Origin of the sequence: Paenibacillus sp. H1-7 (genome assembly GCF_022354825.1) — a bacterium.
Lineage (GTDB): Bacteria > Bacillota > Bacilli > Paenibacillales > NBRC-103111 > Paenibacillus_S.
Map to the genome: position 1 here is coordinate 2,355,708 of NZ_CP031168.1, position 22,682 is coordinate 2,378,389.

15 protein-coding genes are annotated in these 22,682 nt (G+C 47.4%); 13 read left to right on the forward strand and 2 right to left on the reverse strand.

What is annotated here, in order from left to right:
- Positions 1 to 191: 191 nt before the first annotated feature.
- The 7 genes from DVH26_RS10725 (at position 192) to DVH26_RS10755 (ending at position 14,649) form a co-directional block, all read left to right on the forward strand.
- Positions 192 to 2,468, forward strand: a complete 2,277-nt coding sequence (locus DVH26_RS10725; RefSeq protein WP_239633678.1) for an AraC family transcriptional regulator — start codon at positions 192 to 194, stop codon at positions 2,466 to 2,468.
- A 198-nt stretch (positions 2,469 to 2,666) separates the two neighbouring features.
- Positions 2,667 to 4,181 (forward strand): extracellular solute-binding protein, encoded by a 1,515-nt coding sequence (locus tag DVH26_RS10730; protein WP_239633679.1) that lies wholly within the window; start codon positions 2,667 to 2,669, stop codon positions 4,179 to 4,181.
- Between the two features lie 279 nt (positions 4,182 to 4,460).
- Positions 4,461 to 5,381, forward strand: a complete 921-nt coding sequence (locus tag DVH26_RS10735) for an ABC transporter permease (RefSeq protein ID WP_239633680.1) — start codon at positions 4,461 to 4,463, stop codon at positions 5,379 to 5,381.
- A gap of 20 nt (positions 5,382 to 5,401) precedes the next feature.
- Positions 5,402 to 6,271, forward strand: a complete 870-nt coding sequence (locus tag DVH26_RS10740; RefSeq protein WP_239633681.1) for a carbohydrate ABC transporter permease — start codon at positions 5,402 to 5,404, stop codon at positions 6,269 to 6,271.
- Between the two features lie 122 nt (positions 6,272 to 6,393).
- Positions 6,394 to 9,378, forward strand: coding sequence for an OmpL47-type beta-barrel domain-containing protein (locus DVH26_RS10745; protein ID WP_239633682.1), 2,985 nt, complete (start codon positions 6,394 to 6,396; stop codon positions 9,376 to 9,378).
- A 413-nt stretch (positions 9,379 to 9,791) separates the two neighbouring features.
- On the forward strand, positions 9,792 to 10,055 hold the full coding sequence (locus DVH26_RS10750; RefSeq protein WP_239633683.1) for a hypothetical protein: 264 nt from the start codon (positions 9,792 to 9,794) through the stop codon (positions 10,053 to 10,055).
- Between the two features lie 547 nt (positions 10,056 to 10,602).
- The gene (locus DVH26_RS10755) at positions 10,603 to 14,649 is read left to right on the forward strand and encodes an FIMAH domain-containing protein (RefSeq protein ID WP_239633684.1); all 4,047 of its coding nucleotides are present in this window, start codon (positions 10,603 to 10,605) and stop codon (positions 14,647 to 14,649) included.
- Between the two features lie 199 nt (positions 14,650 to 14,848).
- On the opposite strand, the gene DVH26_RS10760 is transcribed toward DVH26_RS10755, so the two are convergent.
- Positions 14,849 to 16,021, reverse strand: coding sequence for an ROK family transcriptional regulator (locus tag DVH26_RS10760; protein WP_239633685.1), 1,173 nt, complete (start codon positions 16,019 to 16,021; stop codon positions 14,849 to 14,851).
- Between the two features lie 312 nt (positions 16,022 to 16,333).
- On the opposite strand from DVH26_RS10760, the gene DVH26_RS10765 reads away from it, so the two are divergent.
- The 4 genes from DVH26_RS10765 to DVH26_RS10780 all read left to right on the forward strand — a co-directional run bounded on the left by DVH26_RS10765 (position 16,334) and on the right by DVH26_RS10780 (position 20,909).
- Positions 16,334 to 17,785 (forward strand): ABC transporter substrate-binding protein, encoded by a 1,452-nt coding sequence (locus tag DVH26_RS10765; RefSeq protein ID WP_239633686.1) that lies wholly within the window; start codon positions 16,334 to 16,336, stop codon positions 17,783 to 17,785.
- Between the two features lie 63 nt (positions 17,786 to 17,848).
- Positions 17,849 to 18,796 (forward strand): carbohydrate ABC transporter permease, encoded by a 948-nt coding sequence (locus tag DVH26_RS10770; protein WP_239633687.1) that lies wholly within the window; start codon positions 17,849 to 17,851, stop codon positions 18,794 to 18,796.
- A gap of 24 nt (positions 18,797 to 18,820) precedes the next feature.
- Positions 18,821 to 19,663: a carbohydrate ABC transporter permease gene (locus tag DVH26_RS10775; protein WP_239633688.1), complete on the forward strand. Its 843-nt coding sequence runs from the start codon at positions 18,821 to 18,823 to the stop codon at positions 19,661 to 19,663.
- Positions 19,664 to 19,802: 139 nt separating this feature from the next.
- Positions 19,803 to 20,909 (forward strand): SGNH/GDSL hydrolase family protein, encoded by a 1,107-nt coding sequence (locus tag DVH26_RS10780; RefSeq protein WP_239633689.1) that lies wholly within the window; start codon positions 19,803 to 19,805, stop codon positions 20,907 to 20,909.
- 280 nt (positions 20,910 to 21,189) lie between these two features.
- Here the strand turns inward: DVH26_RS10780 and DVH26_RS10785 are convergent, their stop codons facing one another.
- Positions 21,190 to 21,549 carry a winged helix-turn-helix transcriptional regulator gene (locus tag DVH26_RS10785; protein ID WP_239633690.1) on the reverse strand — a complete coding sequence of 120 codons (360 nt, stop codon included), beginning with the start codon at positions 21,547 to 21,549 and terminating at the stop codon, positions 21,190 to 21,192.
- A 134-nt stretch (positions 21,550 to 21,683) separates the two neighbouring features.
- On the opposite strand from DVH26_RS10785, the gene DVH26_RS10790 reads away from it, so the two are divergent.
- Together DVH26_RS10790 and DVH26_RS10795 are read left to right on the forward strand one after the other, a co-directional pair.
- Positions 21,684 to 22,316, forward strand: coding sequence for an FMN-dependent NADH-azoreductase (locus DVH26_RS10790; RefSeq protein WP_239633691.1), 633 nt, complete (start codon positions 21,684 to 21,686; stop codon positions 22,314 to 22,316).
- Between the two features lie 112 nt (positions 22,317 to 22,428).
- Positions 22,429 to 22,506, forward strand: coding sequence for a hypothetical protein (locus DVH26_RS10795; protein WP_239635336.1), 78 nt, complete (start codon positions 22,429 to 22,431; stop codon positions 22,504 to 22,506).
- The last annotated feature ends 176 nt before the right edge of the window (positions 22,507 to 22,682 follow it).

The following is a 22,682-nucleotide window of genomic DNA, read 5'->3' on the forward strand; positions in this document are numbered from 1 at the left end:
CCGTCGGGACAGTTCCTTTTTTAATTATCATTAAGTACCGTGGTTGTAGTGGTAAATAACATTTCTTCAAAATAAATTTCGTACTTGATTAGTAAGATTTGTACTAGACTTGATGGAAAATCTATCATACGATTTGATTGCTTTAAGGTTGAACTCCTATCTTTGTATCAATTTCATGAGGAAGTGCTTCCATGTGGGACCGGATAAAGCCGAAGAAGATGTATTTGAGTATATTTTTGTATTCCTGCATTGCCGTAAGTCTGCTCACATTGGTGTTCACCTTGTTCTTGAGTCAGCAGTTCGCCCGAAGCGCACAGGAGGAAATGAACAAGTCGAATCAGGAGAAAATGAAGAAAGTCGTGAAAACCTCGGAGTATACATTGCAGAAATTACGCCAGTTTGCGCTTAGAGTTTATTCGGATGAGAGCATTGCGCTTTGGATGAACATGGAGAAAAACAGCTACTCTCCTTTGATACTGAATAAAGCGGCTACAAGCGTAAGGGAGTTTATGAGCAGTGAACCTTTCATTTCCGGTATTTATTTAATCAATTTCAATCTTGACCAAATCTATACTTCAGAAACAAGCATCTATACTACAAGCGATTTTTATGACCAAAAAATATTGGATTATATTAAGAATCAGAAAACACCCTACCTGCAATATTTCAACCATGAGGTAAAAGGTGGATCGTATCTTGCATTAGTCGTACCTGCAGCCGGACCTAATCAAAAATATCAGGGGTTTGTAGCGATTCTGTTCAGTAAACCATTACTGAATGAGAACATGCTTCAAGTTTCGGAGGAAGATCAGAACAAGCTGTATATTGAGGGCAAAAATAAGGAATTCATCTTGGGAAATACAGATCCAAAATTAGCAAAAGAACTGTTGAAAATGGATAAACCGGTCACAGAACAACAGGGATGGGAATGGAATTCCGGCAATGTCACCTGGTCCATTCAATCCGAACGGCTGCCTATAGAAGGATGGAATGTTTATCACCTGGCGCCAATTTCTGTATGGCAAGAGAAGGTAGACAAAATCCGTTTTGAAATTATCGGCTCTTCGATTATTCTGCTGGTTGCCTTGCTGCTGTTTTTGTTTTGGCAATCCTACCGCAGTTTGAAGCCTATCAGCGATTTGGCCAATCAAATGAGAAGCAAGCTCGGTAAAGAGCATCCCATGATCCAGACAACGAATGACAAGAGTGAAATGGCTTGGATTCATTCCAGCTTCCATTCGCTCATAGAAAAGATTGAACAATTGGATTTATCCATTAAGAGCAGCAAAGCTTTGGTCAAAGAAGATTTTTTGCGTCAATGGATTCTAAATCCGAAGTCTTCTAAACCGATTGAAGAGCTTATTAAGAACCAGACTTACATTCTCCGAACGGGATTGTTCCGTATAGTGGTTATTCGTTTGGAATCGTACGGACGATTCGAAGAGCAATATGATTTTGCATCGCGAAAATTACTGCGCTTCGCCATGGGAAACATTATGGCCGAAGTCCTAATGAACCGCGGGTACGCCGCGGAAACGGTCGATTTCGGCTCCGACCACATCGTTGCACTGATTTCTGCGCCTACTTCAGAGGATGACTTACCGCAAGTAAAGGTGGCTTTGGAAAAAGTAAGGGTTCAGATCAAACAGTGGATTAAGTTGGAAGTGAGTGCAGCCGTCAGTTCCGTGCTGGATGTCGAGGAGAATTTGCAAATCATTTATTCCCAGTTGTATGAATTAACGTTAGTGAGGTTCATTAATAATGAGGACAAAGTGTTTACTTATGATGATTTAGAACGATACGAAGGCAGCAAGGATAGTGATCTCGACGAAGGACTATTGAAACAGGTTATCCATTCCGTTCAACTCAAGAATGAAAAGGCGCTCGAAGGGTATTTGGATCAGCTCACCTTGCATATGCAAGAGCTGAGCTATGAGGAATGCAAGCTGCAGCTGACACACATCATTTATTCGATCATGAAGAGCTTTAAGAACTTTAGCACGTTCCAAGGGTTAAAGAGCGTCCATGCCTTCCTGGAGCAATTTGTCACCCTACGGGAAGTGAAAACGTGGCTGTACCGAGAGATGCTGCAAATTATGGATCAGCAGCGTAAGAAGAATACTTCAGGCAGGAAGGAAGAGGTTGCTGCGGAGATGATCGAATACGTGAGGAACCATCTTCACAATCCAATCCTTTCCGTGGATGACGTTGCCGCTCATGTTTCCATGTCAGTGAACTATGCCAGACAAATATTTAAGGATCATTTTTACTGCTCATTGTCCGATTATATCGCGAACCAACGGATCGAGCTCGCCGCCAAGCTGCTTAGAACAACCGACTGGACCGTAGCGGATATTACGGAGCGGTCCGGATTTCAAACCAAGAGCACCTTCTTTTCTGCATTCAAACGTGCCACCGGGATGACGCCCAACCAATACCGCATGGACAAAAGTAAAGACAAAGCTTAAAATTCATACATTTTCGTTATAAAATATGGACTCTTCCTATTTGTAACAATTCGTACTGTTTGATAGATACCGGACTGTACGGAGGCGGCTGAACCGACTAAGATCGAACATGAAACCGAACGATGCGGTATGCACGCAATACTAATCAATGCGTCGATATGTCGCGCAAGGTTGATCATGAATAGGGAGGGTTACGCAATGAAGATATTAAGAAAAGGGTTATTACTGACGTCGGCCTCGCTGATATTGGCGGGAGCCTTGACCGGCTGCAGCTCGGAGAAGGCGGCGCCGTCCGGAACCGATAAACCAGCGGCATCAGACGCCAAATTGAATCCGGTTACACTGAAAATCATGTTTCCGGGAGATCCGCCGGGCAATTGGAATGAAGTTAAGACAGAGATGGAGAACCGGTTGTCGGGCTCGCTCAATGTGAAGCTGAATGTTGTGTTCATCCCATGGTCTGATGTTCTCACGAAGCGCCAAGTCGCATTGTCCTCCGCGGAAGACTACGACCTGATCTGGGACAATAATCCGACGCAAAACATTGCCGCCGGCCTCTACGAACCGTTGGACGCACTTATTGACAAGTATGGACCTGACATTATAGGTGCTCGCTCTCCGCAGCTGATGGAAGCCAACAAAGTGAACGGCAAATTGTATGCGGTTCCGCTTGAAGTAAATTTCATTCGTCCATGGACGTTCGTTATTCGAAAAGACATCAGGGAGAAACTGGGAGTCGCTCCGATCAAGAGCTATGACGAGTTAATAAAGTTTATGTACACCGTGAAGGAAAAGGCGCCAGAGGTCACGCCGTTTATACCGAATGGATCGGAACATATCGGCTTAAGGCAGGCAAATATGTTAGATCCGAAAGCCAATATTGCCGCGGTACTCAACTATCCTGGATTGTACACCAAAGGCAACGACGGGAAGGTCTATAATATCTTCGATAACATGGATCCTCAAATCATGAAAAATTTTGAAACAAATCATAAGTTATATAAAGACGGGATTATTGCCAAAGACGCCCTTACCCTCAGAAACGCCGAATTTGCCAAAGGAAAGGCAGCGGTCTCGACATTTAATGATTTCGGTGTAAATCTCAGCACCGCTACGGCTCTGGAGAAGGCCGTTCCAGGATCGTCTGCGGAAGCATACAGTCTATACGATCCTAGTATGAAGCTCAGCTCGACATACAAGGCAGGCAATTACATTGCTGTTCCTGTTATAAGTAAAAACAAAGAACGCGCCATTCAGTTCATCAATTGGCTGAACAGGCAGGAGAATTACGACTTACTGGCTTACGGAATCAAGGGGAAAAACTGGGAGGACGCCGGTCCAGGCCTGTATAAACCAATGAAAGAAAACTCTTATGCAGGAATTCCTTTCGCATGGGGCTGGAACCCCAAGCTCGACCGTATTGATGCAAGCTTATCGGAAGATGTCATCAAGCTGAATAAGTGGCAGCGGGATCCCAATAATTTTACAACAGATATTCTCGCCGGGTTCACCTTCGATCCAAGCCCGGTTTCCAATGAAGTGGCACAATTGAGCAACATGGGCAAGGAGCTCTACGATCCGATCGTTATGGGACTCATAGAACCGAAAGAAGGCTTGGAGAAATTTAAAGAAAAAGCGTATACCAACGTCAAGAAAATCCAAGCCGAGTATCAAAAGCAGCTGGATGCTTTTTTGACAAACAAAAAGAAGTAATAGATCCAATAAGCCGGATGCCTTGTCAAGGTTTCCGGTTTTTTCAATCATAAAGAAAGTGGGCTCTATATTGCTTTGCAGGATCGTCGGTAAACGCGCCGTCCTGAAGGACTCCGATGGTGTTAAACCTGATCTTGATAAAATCTGTACTCTCCGATTGGTAATATTCACACCTTCTTAGACTGTTACGGTTCAAACTCATTGATAAAAGCAAGACTATACGATCCGTTCCCCGAATGAGTAAGATACATGTACACACGAAAGGAGAGAGATCTTATCATGAGTATCATGCGGGAACTCAGGAAGAACAAATGGCTTTATGCCATGGCGCTTCCCGTGATTGTGTACGTCTTTATTTTTTCTTATTTGCCGATGACCGCCCATATATTGGCGTTCAAGCAGTTTATTCCCGTTAAGGGGCTATGGGGAAGCCGGTGGGTGGGACTCGATAATCTCGTGTTTTTTTTCACCGGACCGGATTGGTTGAGGGTTACATTAAATACGGTATACTTGAACCTTCTGTTCATTGTGATGGGCACGGTTTGCTCGCTGCTTATTGCCCTGCTGCTAAATGAAATCAGGCAAGTCTTCTTCAAGAAGCTGACGCAATCTCTCGTTATTTTACCGCATTTCATTTCCATCATCGTCGTGAACCTGATGGTCATGAATTTCTTTAATGGGCAGGACGGTATGATAAACAGATTGCTTAGGGAGTTCGGTTTTCAGGCTGTCGATTGGTTTCAGACGCCATCGGTTTGGCCTATGCTGCTAATGATCATATTCGTGTGGAAGGGAGCCGGGTGGGGTTCGATTATATATCTGGCCACCTTAACCGGCTTCTCCGAGGAATATTATGAAAGTGCAAGAATAGATGGGGCAAAGCGATGGCAGCAGATCTGGCATATTACCCTCCCGTTGCTGCGTCCGACTATTATCGTATTGATTCTGTTAGACCTTGGACGAATCTTCTACGGTGATTTCGGATTGATTTACGGAATCATTGGTGACAATTCTCTCCTGTTTAATGCTACGGATGTCATCGATACATATACCTATCGTTCCTTGCGGGATGTCTCTAATATGAACAGCTACAGCAACGCCGCGGCAGTCGCATTATTCCAATCGATTATGGGTTTGATGACCATTCTCTTTTTCAATTGGATTGTCCGCAGGGTTGATAATGATTCGAAGTTATTCTAGTGAGGTGCTTGAGAATGTTAATGAAACAACGTGATGGTTCCCAGTTGGCCATATCCGTCGTGGCGTATGGTTTCATAGGTTTCTTTGCCCTGATATGCTTCATTCCCTTCTGGCTTGTGTATATCGGATCGTTCACAGCGGAGCATCAGATTGTCAAAGGCTTTCAAATGTTCCCTACCGAATTTTCAATCGATTCTTACCGTTTCTTATTTAATGGCAGTCAGGTGTACCGCAGTGCCTTTGTTTCCATTTTTGTTACTGCCGTCGGAACTGTAGGAGCCGTGCTTTTGACCTCCATGTTCTCCTATGTGACCGCTCATCAGAAGGTGAAGTTCAGGAATGCTCTTTCATTTTACATTTATTTCACGATGCTGTTTGCCCCCGGGCTCGTAGGCTATTATTTGCTCATCTCCAACTGGCTGAGCCTGCGCGATTCGTTATTGGCATTAATCTTGCCGCACATGTTTTCCGCATTCAACGCATTCCTGATGACCTCATATTTTCGTACGCTTCCCTTCGAATTAAACGAAGCAGCGACTATGGATGGAGCGCATGAGCTGTATATTTTCTACCGGATCATCTGGCCGATCTCCATGCCGGTCATCGCAACGATAACGCTGTTCTATGCGCTATCCTATTGGAACGATTGGTTTAATGCGCTGATGTTTATTGATAATCCACAGAATCACCCTCTACAGATGATGTTAAGAAGAATTATCTCCAATTGGCAGAATCTGGATTATTTAAATGCGAATATTAACATACCTGTATCAGCTACGGGCATTCAGCTTTCGACAGTTGTCATCACGATTGGGCCGATCATCTTCTTATACCCGTTTCTACAGCGCTTTTTCATTAAGGGAATGACGATTGGCGCAGTCAAAGGGTAAATGCCGAAGAGGCTGGTTTATTTAGGAGAGGAGGTGGTTGTTAAGAATAAAATAGGGGTCCGAACAAGTTTTTCACGTTTACTTGCGTGCTGATTAAAAACATTCTTAAAGGAGGTTTAAGCATGGGAAAATCTCATTATCAACATCGTGCTTTGTCATTGTTTCTGGTATTTATGATGCTTGCGGCGTTTATCCCTGTCGGAGAAGTTCAAGGAGAAGAGACTTTGTTGAAGACCGGAAATTATTACTTCAGTCATGCCCCGAACGGCGGCAATTCTCCTGATAAAGGCGCAACCGGTCTGGTATCCTCAGCGGGCGGCGTTCTGTTTGACGGAAAAACCACAACGTATGCCGGATGGATGGGAAACGGCACCGGTACCCCGGGAACTGTACAGATCGTATTCGATCTGTTGAAGGATTACCCGTTGGACAGGATCAATGTCGTGCTGAATTCGCCGAATTCGGCTTGGGGTTTTAAAGAGTTTACGGTAAAATACCGTCCTGAGGCCGTAACGGATTATTACTATATTGCTGCCAAACACATCAGAACACCAGGAATCGTCTCAACAAGCCCAAGCTCAACTTGGAACTATTCGGTCAACATACCGATGTCGAACAAGACAGCCAGGTATATTGTTATCGATATTAAGCGCCCCCATGCCTATCAGCATATCCCTCTCACCGAAGTTCAAATTTATAAAGGGACCGGACAGGAAGGCGTGAATCCCGGACCTGCACTTACAGCAGAGCAGATGGCTCTCGAACTGAAAAAAGACGGCTTAATGGCAGATAAGTACGGGCAATGGGTTTATGAAACCTGGCCTGGAAAGGTAACCTCCGATGAGCAGCTGCAGCAGGAATATGCAAGTGAGGCGACTGCGTTGTCGAATGTATCCCTAGATCCTGCCAAGTACGATCAGTACGGCGGGATAAAAAGCGGAGGACAATTCACAGGCACCGGTTATTTCAGACTTCAAATGATTGATAACAAATGGTGGTTTATTACCCCTGACGGAAACAAATTTATTCTGAAAGGCGTAGACGCTACAAGTATATGGGAGTGGGGGTACGGAACGCCGCTTAAAAAAGCCGACGGTACACCGAGAAATGTCTTCGAGGAACTTCCCGACCGGACTGCCTATGCGCCTGCTTATGTAAGCGATTCCAATGGCGAACGGGTAAGCTTCGTCGTCGCTAATGCGATGAGAAAATACGGCAGCGATTTTGAGTCCAAATGGGAGGATATCACAAAGAAGCGTCTGATCGATTGGGGCTTTAACGCCTTCAGCAAATGGACCAAACCTGGTAATATTTCGTTTCCTTACATTCAAGTCTTGCAAGACCCAATGAATTTAAGAAGGATTCAATGGACATACGATGTTTTTGACCCGTTGAATGAATCCATCATCGAAAACGCACTGGCCAGCCAGCTTCAAAAAGCGCAAAACGACCCTTGGTTGATCGGTTATACCTACGATAATGAGGCTGGATGGACTGCCGATATCGTAAAGGAAGTACTGACGTATAACGCGACATCTCCGGCAAAAAGCGCATTCGTTGATTTCCTTGCGCCAAGGTACAACAATGACATTGCCGCCGTCAATCAGCTATTGGGTACAAACGCCACATCGTTTGCCGCGCTAAAGGATACTTCAATCAATATTGCCAAGGTGCCTGCCGCGGATGTATCGGAATATATCAAGCTGGCATCCAGAACGTATTTCTCAACCATCAAGAATGTAATCAGAAAATATGATACGAACCATCTGTTCCTGGGAGTGTCTGTAGTTCCCACTTGGCGGACCGGTCTGGATTGGGATTCGGCAGCTATGGAGTTTGTAGATGCTTTTTCCGTTGACAATTACGTGAATGATACAAGTTGGATATCCAGATATGAGGCATTCGGCAAACCGCTGTTGAATCTGGAATATACGTTTAGTACGACCGAACGCGGTTTGTCGCCCGTCAATGGTGCAACTACTGTAGCAAATATAGCCGATAGAGGTTATGCCTTCAAATCGTTCGTGGAGGGTCAGATCTCCCATCCGTTGTTTGTCGGTTCGGGCTGGTTTTCGTACTACGATCAAGCGGTTACATGGCGCAAAGACGGCGAGAACTTCAATATTGGCTTGGTAAACCAACAAGATCAGCCCTATTCGGATATGGTTAACATCATGAAGACCGTCAATGCAGGTTTGGAAAATGTGCATGACGCATCAGACGACTCATCAGGGCCTGAGACAACGGCCGATTTGACGCCGGCACAGCCGAACGGGCAAAACGGCTGGTACACAGGTCCGGTTACGCTGGCTTTCAGCGCTTCGAATACTTCTTCAAGCGGTTTAAAGACGGAATACAGCCTGGATGGAGGCGCCACATGGAAGCAGTACACGTCGCCGGTGACGTTTGATGAAGACGGTAAGTATACCGTAAATTACCACTCGAAAGATGAAAATGGAAACGAAGAAGCTATAAAAACGATCAGCTTTAAGGTAGATAAGACGGCACCGACAAGTGTCGCAACCGTTAGTCCAGCAGCTCCAAACGGCAATAACGGATGGTATAAATCGGGCGTTACGGTAAGCTTGTCCGTTTATGATCATTCATCCGGCATGGAGAAAGCGGAATACCGGGTAAATAACGGGGCTTGGATCACTTATACCGGTTCGATTCCTGCTTTCAGCGAAGGGGATTATAAGCTCGATTATCGCAGTTTGGATCAGGCCGGCAACGTAGAACCGATTCGAACCGTCCAGTTCAAGATTGATAAAACGGCGCCGACAGTAACTGTTCAACTGGATAAAACGTCCATCTGGCCGGCTGATCACAAAATGGTCGATATCCATGCAACGTTACAATCGAGCGATGCCGCATCAGGCGTTGAATCTGTGGTGTTAACCTCGATTACCAGCAATGAAGCGGACAGCGGCCAAGGCGACATTGAGGCCCATGTCGGCACACCGGATACATTGATTCGTTTGAGAGCTGAGAGATTGGGCCAAGAATCGGGACGCATCTATACCATAACCTATACGGTTACCGACAAAGCCGGTCATCAAACGGATGCATCGGCGACAGTCACTGTACCGCATGATCAATCCAAATAACGAATAGCAGAACTGAATTGGAATTTTGGGGGAGAAGCTGTGCTGTCTCCCCCGAATCTTTGTTACAACAAATAAAATAATGTGGAGCTGTCACAGGGTAGCTCCACTTCAAAATTCAGCTCAAAACTCAAAAGTAGGATTAGCATACTGCTACACTAACGGGTACGATAAGACCATGCACATGCTGCCGGTATACTTACCGGCAGCCTTTATCACAATGCTAACGTTTAACTGACGCCATATTTAGCCAGATACTGTGTATACGAGTAGAGATGAACGGCTTTAGCCTTACGTTGGGTCTCCTCCCGGTGCTCCGGCATGCTCCGCCTCAACGTAATCGGCCAGTATGTCAATGACGTCGTCGAAGCTTATCATATATTAGTTAAATGTAAAGACACACAAGAAGGTGAACAATGAAAAATCTGTACGATATTGAGATTATGGAGATTCTCGCTAACGATGCAGATGAAAGGGTCAGGTTTAATGTTGCAACAAAAAATCGACTGCCTGAGCACCTGCAATTAAAACTGGCTAAAGATTCAGATTGCTCGGTTAGAAAACGGATTGTCTACAATAAAAAAGCGTCAATTCAAGTTCTAACTTTGTTACTAAATGATGAGGACGAGGACATACGAACTTTAGCAAAGAATAGAATTGATGAAGGACGATACAAGTAAGCGTTACGCTAACGGATACGATAGTTCAATATAAAAAGGAGGGCAGCCGGCCATGTCGATCGGCTGCTTTTTCATTGAAGTAACGGGCAGGTTCATGGAGGAGTGGGCTATTCTGACAAGCCCACCTTTCTTATAACCAGTAACGGCGAGGTTTCCTTCATACGCGATGTAAAAGGGGATATTATAATTGTCTTGGGATTTTTTGTTGCACAATACGAGGGATTGACTCAACCTGCTTTGCCAGTGAATGAGGAGAAGAGAACCGTATCACAAGTAGGACGAAAAATTTTGTTGTGGGTATGGTGGGGGAATGCTGTGAGATAAGAGTTTTGAGACCAATAACACCATCGCGGACATATACATCTAGCGAGTCGTGAATCACTTCACATCTCTTTACCAAAAAAACAAAGAGGAGACTTGGCCTTGATGGCGAATGATAGTTATTGGTAATTAATAAATCAAATAGATTAATTAATTACTCGAATGGAGCTATTTTTGTACTTAGAAATCATTGTTTGTAAATTGAAAACAAGGAGATGATTAACAAGTGAAAAAGAAACTGTTAACCCGCTGCTTCACCTGCCTGATGGCCGCGCATCTTGCCGCCAGCTCTCTGCTGCCGCTTAGCATCCCTGCAGCTGCAGAAAGCGTAGCCGCCATCGAAGCGGCAGCTGGAATCCCACGCATGCTCATTACTGAAATGGTCCCCGATTCAGGTGGAGACGATGCGTTGGGAGAGGATCCCTACGAGTACCTAGAGGTTTATAACAACAGCGACCAGCCGGTCGATTTCAAGGACTATTCTATTTTATACAGGTACCCGGGAGAGCCCGGCCATGATTTGTTCTGGCGACCTTACACCGATGTACAGATAATCATCCAGCCTAAGCAGGCCATGGTTTTCTGGGCGGTTACGACGTCAGGGGAGTCCAAGACGGTGGCTGACTTTAATCAGCATTTTCAAACCTCGCTCATTGAAAATAAAGACATTGTCCGGATTCCTGGCGGTCTTAACAACCTTAGGGAAAGAACCATTGTGGTGGCGACCAATACGGGAACGGACATTGTGCGCGCCAGCTATAATCCGGGCGTGATCGATACGGCGGCAGATCTGAGTGTCGAGTACGGCGTTCCGGACGACGGCAGTCTCGATATGAAGAAGCTCAGTTCCAAGACGGTGCCGGCCTCACCGGGAACCTTCAACCCGGCTAACGTACCAGCGGATCCTGTCCGCATTGTAAACGATCCTACCCCGCCGACGGTAAAAGATCTTACGGATCCCTCAGGCATTGACCTGATCAAACCGATTGAGCTGATGGCCGAAGCAGCGGATGACCGTCTGCTTGCGTCTGTTAATCTGTACTTTAAATCCAACAAGACGCCGGATTATAAAATGGTAACCCTGCCACGAGGCGCCGACGGACGCTTCCGCTACTCGCTGGAGATGATGGAATGGTTCGGCAGCCCGGCCCTTGAATACTATTTTGAAGCATCCGATACCTTCAACGTAACGGCTACGGCTCCGAGAACACTCAGCCTAGCGGGTAATGAGAAAAGCCCTACGCTGAACGTTCTCGAGGGCGATATTCTGACCAGCGAGCGGGTTCTTATCGGTTCGTCTGCTACAGAAGGGTCCATGTCGCTGTCGATCGACGGCCAGCCGGTCAGTCCAACGGAACGGGCCCTCGAGAAAACGGCATATTTCGTGTTTGAAGCGGACGATATAGATAAAGGGCAGAACGTGACCACCATGGGCACCGAGACGCTGTACTTGATTCCGTTCGGCACCCAGGATTATAAAACCATGGTAGTGCCGGTACGTCCCGAATTGTTCAAGTACGGTCAGGCGAATCCGATTGCGCTGCGCGCGGGTTCAGTAACCCGGCCTTATTATGAGAACCAACCGGAGCCCGGCCTGGATGATTTCAATATCCGCAATGTCCGGCTTGTTCTAGCAGATGGTACCGTCCTACGCGACCCGAAATACGCGAATCCGTCAACCATACTGGACATGGGAGATAACGGACGCTTCCTTCCGGTAGTGTACTTCAACTTCACGATTCCCGAGCGCTATTGGGACGGGATCTCTTACCGATGGAATACTGCAGCAGCCTTTGACGGACCTCATCGGGTCGAGGTGTCTCTGCCTGACGGCAGGAAGGACACAGCAAGCGTGATCGTAGACAATCAAGGTCCGGTTGTAACTGCGAATATTACGGAAGGCAGTACTTACAAAGGGGCTTTTGAGATACAAGCTTCCGCATCGGATGCGGCTTCCTCCGTCAAATCCTTCGAGGTGAAGCTGGACGGCAAGCTCATTGAGGTTCCGTATTCCACATCCTCTGCGGCCCTCACTCCGGGGGAGCATAATCTTGTGCTTAAAGCAGTAGATGCCGGTAGTAAATCGACGGAGAAAACGATTAAGTTCACCACTCCTGCAGAGCAGCCGGGCAAACCGCTCCTGGCGGCGCCGACGGATGGAGCACAGGATACGGACACGAACGTGAGTCTACAGGTATCGGTTTCCGATCCGACCGGAGACCCGCTGAATGTGAAGTTCTTTAAAGGGCAAAAGATCAACGCCGCGGACGCGGAAGTGACCGCTTACAAGCATGCGGCTGATGTAGAGCCTCCTCTGACCTTGACGAGCTCGGGGGAAACGCAGCTGACCGCCGAAGAACAAGCAGCCGCCGGAGCCTCCGATGACCGTTATGTCACTACGGACTCGACTGAACAGTTCCCTTATCAGCGCTTTGAAGTAGAAGCGGGGGCGGAAACCGGCGCCGGCGACCGTCTCGAGCTAAGCTGGGAAGGGCATTCGCTGAAGGGGCGTAAAGTTGGTTTGTACGCATGGAATTATACTGCGGCGAAGTGGGATTCACTGGCGTCCACGGTGGCTGTTTCCGAGGAAGACTTCACCCTCACTGCGGCGGTTGACGGCGGCAATTATGCAAGAAATGGTAAGGTTCAAGTCTTGATTCAGGACGAGATTCCGCGTCGTGAGCAGTACGATTTTACCTTTGCCTCTATACCGGACACACAGATCTACGCGGAAATTCAGCCGGAGTATTTTGAGTCACAGGTCAATTTCCTGCGCGACGCCAAAGAATCAATGAACATTCAATATGTGATGCACGTGGGGGACGTTGTAAACTCCGCAGGCATCAAAGGGCAGTGGGAACGTGCGGATAAGTTCATGAAGGTGGTGGAAGACGCGCAAATTCCTTGGGGCGTTGTCGCGGGCAACCATGACGTGTTCGACGGAGGCGCAACGTCTGTGCCGGATTACTCGGAATTCTCAAAGTTTTTCGGAGAGAAGCGCTTTAAGGATAAACCTTACTACGGAGAGTCGTACAAAGATAACAAGGGTCACTATGACCTGATCTCGGCGGGTGGCAACGATTTTATTTTCGTGTACATGGGTTGGGGCTTGAATGATGAAGATATGGGCTGGATGAACACCGTTCTGAAGCAGTATCCGGACCGTAAAGCGGTTATTGTGGTTCATGAATATTTGCAAAATAACGCAGCAAGATCCGCAACCGGCAACCAGATCTATCAGAAGGTAGTAGTGCCGAATCCTAACGTATGGATGGTCATGAGCGGTCATTTTACTGGAAGTTCGCTGCGTACCGACCAGATTGACGATAACAAGGACGGACAGCCGGATCGCAAAGTGTACCAGATTCTTAACGATTACCAGGGTATTCCGAACGGCGGAAACGGATATTTAAAGCTTCTGCATTTTGATACGAAGACGGATACCGTCTATGTTAATACGTATTCGCCGTATTTGGACGATTACAATCATTACGATCCGAGCAAGGACGAGTTCAAGCTTTCGGTGGATCTGAAGCCGATGGTGAAAAGAGTGGCTACCGACGCGATGACGGTAAAAGTGTACTCTGGAGACGCGATCGGATCGGCGCAGGCGGCCAGCGGTTCCACAGCCATGGTCAGTTGGAATGGCCTGAAAGGCAGCACCAATTATGAATGGTACGCATTGGCGGAGGACAGCTTCGGTGGACGATCGTACTCGGATATTTGGTCCTTCCGCACCCGCCTTACCGTTGATGCGCCGCAAGGCGTGAAGGCGGAAAACGTGACCGCGGGTTCGGCGCAGCTGAGCTGGTCCCCGGCAACGGCTTCCGACGGAAACAGTGTGACCTACCAGGTGTACGGCAGTAATGGGGCCGTCTCCACGGTGACCGGCACGGTATACAATTTGACGGGACTGGAGCCGGATACTTCGTATACGTTTAAGGTCAAGGCCGTGCACTCGTCGGGGGCGATATCTGTGTTAAGCGAACCGGTAAGTTTTAAGACATCGGTCGACCTGCCTGCTCTGCAGAAAGGCCTGCAGCGCTTTATTGCCTCCGGCAAGGTTACCCATCCGCTGGCCATACAGCTAGAGAACGCGCTGAGTCAGGCGGAGAGCCATTTGCAGAAGGGACAGCAGGATCAGGCAGCCAAGAAGATCGAGGACTTTATTAAGCATCTCGATAATAGAGCACATCAAGAATTGGCATCAGCGGACGCCCGGCAGTGGCTGAATGATAAAGCTGAGGTCCTGCTTCGCGTCTGGGGCAGATAATCTGCCCGCAAGGTGCAATGAACGAAAATCTCCTGGAAGATTTCTTATATCTTCCAGGAGATTTTTTTTGATTCCTTCAGTTGGTGCGCAATCGAACTTATCCGGACGCTCGTAATCATGAATTTCCCGCTTACTGCAGTACAAGCGAGTGGTAAACGCTCAGCCCGCCCGAGCCCATTTTGGCTAAGTGGCCGCTGGTTCACAGGGACAAGCTGTCGAGCGGGATCTTGAACACGCTCTTCAATACAAGCCCGACGGCCAGCGCAGTCTCGTCTTCCATGTCGGTGAGGTGTAGAAACTCAACGTTCCGACATGTCTCCGGCACTTGGGCCATCACTCGCGCTTTGAGCTCGTCGACGAACGAGTCCCCCCACACCGGCAGCATAAACCCAGTGAGCAGAACCCGGTCCGGGTTGAGTAGGGTGACGATATTGGCAGTAGCGTATACGATCGCCGTCTTCACCACCTCGTTCAGTTGAACGGTTTCTGGGTCTCCGGTGCGGACCGCTTCGCTGAAGTGCTCCCAACTCCTACTGAGTGTCCGCAGCAAGCCCCTGGAGGAAGCCAGAGTGGTTAGGCATCCTCTGCCGCCGCAGTAGCACTCATAATCGTAAGGCGGCATAAACGCCTTATAGTGGCCTACTTCGCCGGCTACGAAGGAGGAGCCGGTGACCAGCAGCTTCTCCACGACGATGGCTCCCCCGATGCCGTTACCAAATTTTAGCGTCACATTGCTTTTGGAGGAGATAAGAATTCCGCCCATATTCTCGTTGAGCGCAAGCAGATTGGTGTCATTCTCCAGAAAGACGGGCAACCCGTATTCGTCCTCTAGCAGCTTTGCCAGCGGTATCCGCTTCCATCCAAGCCCCGGCGAGCGAAGCAGAATGCCCTCGGAGGAGTTAACGAGTCCATGAACGCTAAAGCCGATTCCCTTAAGGCAGGTAGGGTCTGGGGTCCGGCTAATGAGCTTGTCGATCACGCTGCGGATCACCCGGAGCAAGTCCTCTTTAGACTCGTAGCGCTCTGCCCTCGCTTCGGCTTCCGCCAAGCGGGATTGCTGAAAATTATATACCGCTCCTCGTGCCGAAGTGCCCGACAATTCAATGCCGATCGCATAGAAGCGGGAGCCGTTTAGCAGCAGGGGAACACGCTTACGGCCGCTGCCGCTCTCAAGGGATTGCGGTTCGCCTTCGACAATCAGTTGATCCTCTAGAAGCCGGTTGACGATATTGGTGACGGTTTGCTGACTAAGTCCCGTTTTTCTGGCTAGCTCTACACGGGAGATCGGACATTCCGAATAGATCAGATGCAGCACCTTCTGCTGATTAATGGATTTAAGCAGCGTGTGGGATGAATGTTTCAATGTGGACATGAGTCGACCTCTTCCTTGAACTGTACACGTTTATTCTCTTAGTACAAATTAGTTTACCACGCGGTCATTCCCGAGAAAAGGAAGTGGATTTTGTCGAAAGATTTCTATTGTATCCTAAAGAAAAAAAAGGTAGGATATTAATAAATAAATTTGATTTATTAACTAAGTGTAAATGTGTAAGCGTGATCATACCACGTTATTCAACGATTTTTTACATATCCATTACAAAATGATAATCATTGCCAAACAATTACCCTGTATTATCAAAGTTAATAAATCAATTTTTTTTATTAATTCGAGAGGGGTCTCAGTATGAGAAACAAATTTGGAAAGCTTACGGCTTTAAGCCTTGCGGTTGCTATGTCGGGTTCGCTGCTTGCAGGGTGTGCAGAAAAAACGGAACAACCTTCCGCGAGTCAGCCTCAGAATCAGACTAAAGGTGATGTTTACGAAAACGGGCTGTCGAAGACGGAGAAAGTGACGTTGAAGGTCGGCTTCTTCATGGGAGGCTACGGAAGGGAATGGTTCGATTATGCCGTAAAGTCCTTCCAGGCCAAATACCCGAATGTTTCATTTGATGTCACCGCTTCGGCGGATATGAAGAACATGATACAAACGAAGATTTCTGCCAATAACGATAACGATATGTTTGACATTTTCAACACGACGCCACCTTCCGGAGGACAGGGTATCATTTCCCTTGCTGAAGCTGGAAAACTCGAGCCTTTCGATGATATGTTCGACAAAAAGCTTCCTGACGTACCGGGCAAAGCAATGAAGGAGCTCATGATGCCGGGCCTCGCGGAATCATTTACTAAGGTGAACGGAAAGGTATACGAGTTTGCGACCTCGAGCTCTTATGGCGGATTGTTCTTCAATAAGACGCTGTTTGAGCAGAAAGGCTGGAACCAGAATCCGAAGACATGGGCCGAGTTTAACAACCTGCTTGCCAAAATTAAGGCGGACGGCATAGCTCCGATTACTTTTCCGGGAATTTACCCTAATTATTATGACTGGGCGTTTGGACCGGCAAAGCTGTTTGAGCTGGCCGATATTAAAGGAAACGCTGATAAGGTGATCGAAAACTATAAAACGTACAACGGTCCTCAATTTACGAGCGAGGAAAGCTTGGAGCACTGGAATCGCCTGTATGAGCTTGGCAAGAAGGGGTACTTTCCGGATGGACTGCCGGCGTTAACGCATACCCAGTCCCAGATGCAGGTGATTCAAGGCCAGGCCGCGATGGTTTCCACAGGAAGTCACGTGGAGAACGAAATGAAGAAGACCACACCGGAAGACTTCAAGTGGGGTTATATGGCGGTGCCATTCAGGGATAAGGCGGAGCAGAAGCTTTGGATCCGAAGCGGAATCACCAACTTCCAATACATGTGGGCCGGCAAGCCGGATCTGAACAAGAAGTGGTCCAAGGAGTTTATTCTTTGGCTGATGACGTTGGATAACCAACAGTTTGCCGCAGAAAAAGCGGGTGCCCTCCCGATGAGAAAAGATTTGATTGACGATGCGAGTAAAGTCGTTAAGTTGTCCACCTCTGCGCAAGCGATTCTAAAGTACATTAAGGATAACGATGCCCGGTCGTATAAGCCGCACAGAACCGTCAGCATCTCCGATCCGAACCTGGCCAAAGCCAATAAGATGGTGGAAGAAGCCATTACGAAGATCGTATTAGGCAAGCAGGATCCGAAACCGATTCTCGAAGAAGCGGACGCCTTGCTCAAGAAAGCAGTAGAAGCTCAGAAGAAATAAGTTAATAGGCGGGGAGGGAATCTTCCCCGCTTTTCCATTTCCCTTGATAGGAGTTGACTTCCCTTGTCCGAACCTAGTGTATTGAAAGTTAAACCCGCTCCTTCTGGCAGAATGAGACTGGTTAAAGCGAGCACGCAGAAGTGGATTTTTCTCATCCTTGCCGTCGTGCCGCCGTTCGGGGGCTATCTGCTGTTCACGCTGTTTCCGAATGTTTTATCCGTTTACTACGCATTATTGGATTGGGACGGGTTGACGGATCCCAAATTTGTAGGGCTCAGCAACTTTGTTACCGCAATTCAGGACGAGTATGTATGGCGGGCGCTTAAGCACAACCTTATTTTTATGGTGACGGTACCGGTGCTGGTCGTGCTCATTTCCTTACTGCTTGCCTATCTGGTCACATACAAGAGTTATGTGGAAAATGAGTTCCTCAAAATCCTTTTCTTTTTCCCAAACGTTTTATCGATTGTCGTCGTAGCTTTACTATGGGCGTTCATCTATGACGGTACGTACGGCATGCTCAACAGCGGTATGAAGCTGCTCGGGATCGACATGAAAAATTTTTATTGGCTGGGCAATGAAAGTACGGCGCTGTGGGCGCTGGTCCCTCCGTGGGTTTGGGGTGGCGTCGGGCTCTATGTCATCATTTTCGTAAATGCTATGGCGGCCATTCCCAAGTCGTTGTATGAATCGGCTATTATCGAAGGCGCTGGACATATGACGCGGTTATTCAAGATTACGCTGCCGCTCATTCTGCCCGTCGTCCGGGTCAGCGCGTTGTTTCTTGTGATCAGCACACTCAAGACGTTCGAGCTTATTTTGATTATGACTAACGGTGGCCCGTCCGGCTCCACGGATGTAATCGGTCTCTATATGTTTAATCTTGCTTTCGGTAAAGAGTACATCAACTACGGTTACGCGTCCGCTGTCGGTATGATTCTGTTCGTCATCTTGATCACGGCCAAACTGCTGATGGATAAGTTTCTACCGAACCGGGGCGTAGAGTATTAGAGCATATTTTAAAGCAGGGAGAAGATGAGATTGAAGGAAAAAATGACGTTTATGGACGTGCTGTGGCGTCTGGTGCTGTATGTTTGGGGATTGTCGATTCTGTTTCCGCTTGTGTGGGTGTTCTATGAGTCTCTGAAGTCCAATCCGGAGTTCTTCAAAGACATCTGGAGCCTTCCAAAAAAAATGCAGTGGTCCAATTACACTGCCGCCTGGACGGAATACGGCTTCGGTCGTTCGCTGCTTAATACGCTTTATTATGTAGGCGGAAGCCTTGTTGTCAGCTTGTTCTTTACCACGCTTAACGCTTATGCCTTGACCCGGATGGAGTTTAAAGGACGGCAACTGATCTGGGGCCTCATTATGCTTTCGTTGTTTCTTCCAGGGATTAATGCCCTGGTGCCGCAGTACGTTATCATGAGGGAGCTGCATTTGACGAATAGCTTAACGGGGTTAATCTTATTATCCTCACTGGGGGAGAGCGTGTTCTATCTAATGTTGCTCGGTGGCTTTATGAAGTCACTGCCCAAGGATTTGGAGGAAAGTGCGCATATGGACGGCGCTTCGATCTTCCAGTTGTTCTGGCGGGTGATCGTTCCCCTGTCCACTCCGGGGATTGTTACGGTTGCGATTTTTAAATTCCTGGGCTTCTATAACAACTTCATGGGACCGTTCATCTATTTGAGTGATCCCGATAAATATACGATAGCTGTGCAGATGTACCAAGCCAACAAAATGATGGAGTTTACGTCGGACTGGGTTACGTTGTTTGCAGGGGTGACGATTGCGATGGTTCCTTCGGTCATTGTGTTCATGCTATTCCAGCGGATGATAATGCAGGGCGCAACTTTAGGTGCTGTTAAGGGCTAAGTAGTGAGGAAAAGGTAGCGATAGGAAGAAGTACTCCCCACCGTACAAATATGGTTAAATATACTATATGATTTAGTTTTTGCATAGTGAGTGAAGGAATGCTGAAGTATACATCATTGTTTAGGGAAGGATTTGTAATGTGGAAAAAAAAGAGCAGAATCCGATAGAGCTGTACGATCCCGGAATGCGTCCCAATGATACGTTCAATGGCTCGATTCGTTGGTATTCTCCTATAGAGCAGCCTTTTCAAATTTCCGGGTTGGCTTGGTTTGCGCAAGAAAAAATCTATCGCAGATTGCCGAATTTACCGTCCGGATCCATTCCGGAAGCCGTCGATCGCTTGGCCAATCATACTGCAGGAGGACAAATCCGGTTTCAGTCGAACTCTTCTTCTCTATCGGTAAGGGTGAAGCTGAAAGGCAAAGCCAATATGGTCCATATGCCGGCAACCGGACAATGCGGCGTCGATTGCTACGTGGGTTCTCCCGACACCCTCCTTCCCCTGCGGTACAGCAACACAACGAAATATGACCTCACTCTCACCGAGTACGAATGTGCGTTATTTACCAATTGGCATGCCTCGATGCGTAATATCGTCCTAAACTTGCCGCTCTATCAAGGGGTGGAGGAGATATGGATCGGTTTGGATGATGGCGCAGCCGTAACCGCTCCCCCAAGCTACGCTTCCTGGAAGAAAGTAGTCATCTACGGAACATCGATTACGCAAGGCGGCTGTGCTTCGCGGCCTGGCATGGCTTATACGAACATTTTGAGCCGAAGAATTCCGCTGGAATTTATTAATCTTGGTTTCTCTGGAAGCGGCAAGGGAGAGCCGGAGGTTGCCGAAATCATTTCGCAGATTAACGACCCTGCGTGTATGGTCATTGATTATGAAGGCAATTGCGTGAACACCGAACTTTTCCGTAAGACACTTCCGGAATTTATTAGAATTTATAGGGAAGCTCATCCGTTAACACCGATCTTGGTTGTGTCACGAATTCGTTACGCGCGAGAGGAGCTGACCCCACACCTGTACGTGGCCAGAATGGAACGTAAACGTTTCGAACAGTCTCTCGTTAACGAATTGCGGGAGCAAGGTGACTTGAATATTTATTTCTTCGACGGATCCGGGTCGCTCGGTGAGGATTTCTTTGAATGCACAGTAGACGGCTCACATCCAACGGATCTTGGTTTTCTGCGGATGGCAGACGCACTTGAACCAGTCCTAAAAACAATACTTCTTTAAATATCTACATAGCTCACAATCAAGCCGGCAGCGATTTAAGCTTTCTGGGGTCACAGAAAATGCGGTACCTTCGCCGTTTTGGTGGGAAGGGCCTTGTCTGCCAGTTGTCTCTCTGCCTCGGTCTTGCGTTGTGCAAGCTGTTCGTGCTGGATTTTCAGTTTGGCAGGATGGGCGTTTTCTTTATGTTCTGGCACGTCGCAGTGCCAGACATGCTTCATATTCACTTTCGTTATATTATTTGACTCGATGCAGAAGAAACGGACTAGCGTAATGTCGAACGCTAGTCCGTTTCTGTTTGTTCATTATTCTCATTTTTGAGCTGCTTTCGCTCGACATGGGCCGCTCCCCATTGATGTAAGGCTTCCAGAATCGGAGACAGGCTCTTGCCATATTCCGTGATGGAGTATTCCACTTTCGGCGGGATCTGCGGATAAATGACTCGTTTAACGAGCTCTTCCTCCTCCAATTCGCGCAGATGGAGCGTAAGCATCCTTTGCGTGATATTGGGCAGCAATCTTCTTAGCTCATTGAACCGCAAAGGTTTACCTTGAAGCAAATGATAAAGAATACTCGGCTTCCACTTGCCGACGATCGAATCCAGCGCCGCAACGAATTGACATTGGACAGGTTTTTTTTGCATACGTTGGCCTCCGTTACAGTACCTTTTTTCATACTATACCACATTATTGTGCCTACTTTAAATAAGTAAGTACATATTATATGATCAGTCTTGAAAGTGTAACTAATTTAATTACAGAAAGGAAGTTTTGATTCATGGCAACTGTACTGTACATCACCGCACATCCCCTTGATCCTCAGGAATCTTTCAGCCTCGCGGTAGGCAAAGAATTTATTGAAGCGTACCGTGAAGCTAATCCAACAGATGAAGTTGTTCATTTGGATCTGTACAAAGAGAATATTCCGCAATTCGATGCAGATGTTTTGCGTGGTTGGGAAAAGCTTCGCTCGGGTTCGTCTTTCTATCAGCTGTCCGAAGCCGAGCAAGATAAAATTGCTCGGCTTGACGCGATTGTCGATCAATACGTGGCTGCCGATAAGTACGTGTATGTTTCCCCCATGTGGAATTTCTCGATCCCGCCGGTTTTGAAAGCTTACACGGATGCGACTTCAATTCCGGGCAAGACGTTCAAATATACCAAGAATGGTCCTGTAGGTCTGTTGTCCGGCAAGAAAGCCTTGCACATTCAAGCTAGCGGTTCCGTTTATTCGGAAGGTCCTCTTGCTGAAGTTGAAATGGGATACAGCTATCTGAAAAAGATTTTGCAGTTCTATGGGATTCAATCTATGGAGGCTATTTTTGCTGAAGGAACGGCATCATCAGAGCGAGCTCCAGCTATTAAAGAAGAAGCAATTGCGCATGCTAAGGAAGTTGCCAAACGTTTCTAATAAGGGGTTTGGCATCATTCTCGAACTCCCAAAAGTGAAGTAATGCTTCGAAGCTGATTCCGGGTTCTCAGCTCTCGGTCGTGTCGGCGAACCCGAAGACGTCGGAGATGCTATCGTCTCGCTGCTTTCCGACGAGAATCGCTGGGTCAATGCCCAACGAGTCGAGGTCTCAGGCGGAACATACATCTAATTTCTAATTCAAGAGGCGTTCATGACAGTGCGGGCTAGCCTTATTACAGCCTCCACTGATGGGTTCAAGCATTCTGACGAATGGTCACCCAATTCTATTTGCTTCAAATAACTGTCTAGACACTTTACTTTAAAATTTAATGGGTGACTTTGACTAGACACATTAAATTAATCAAG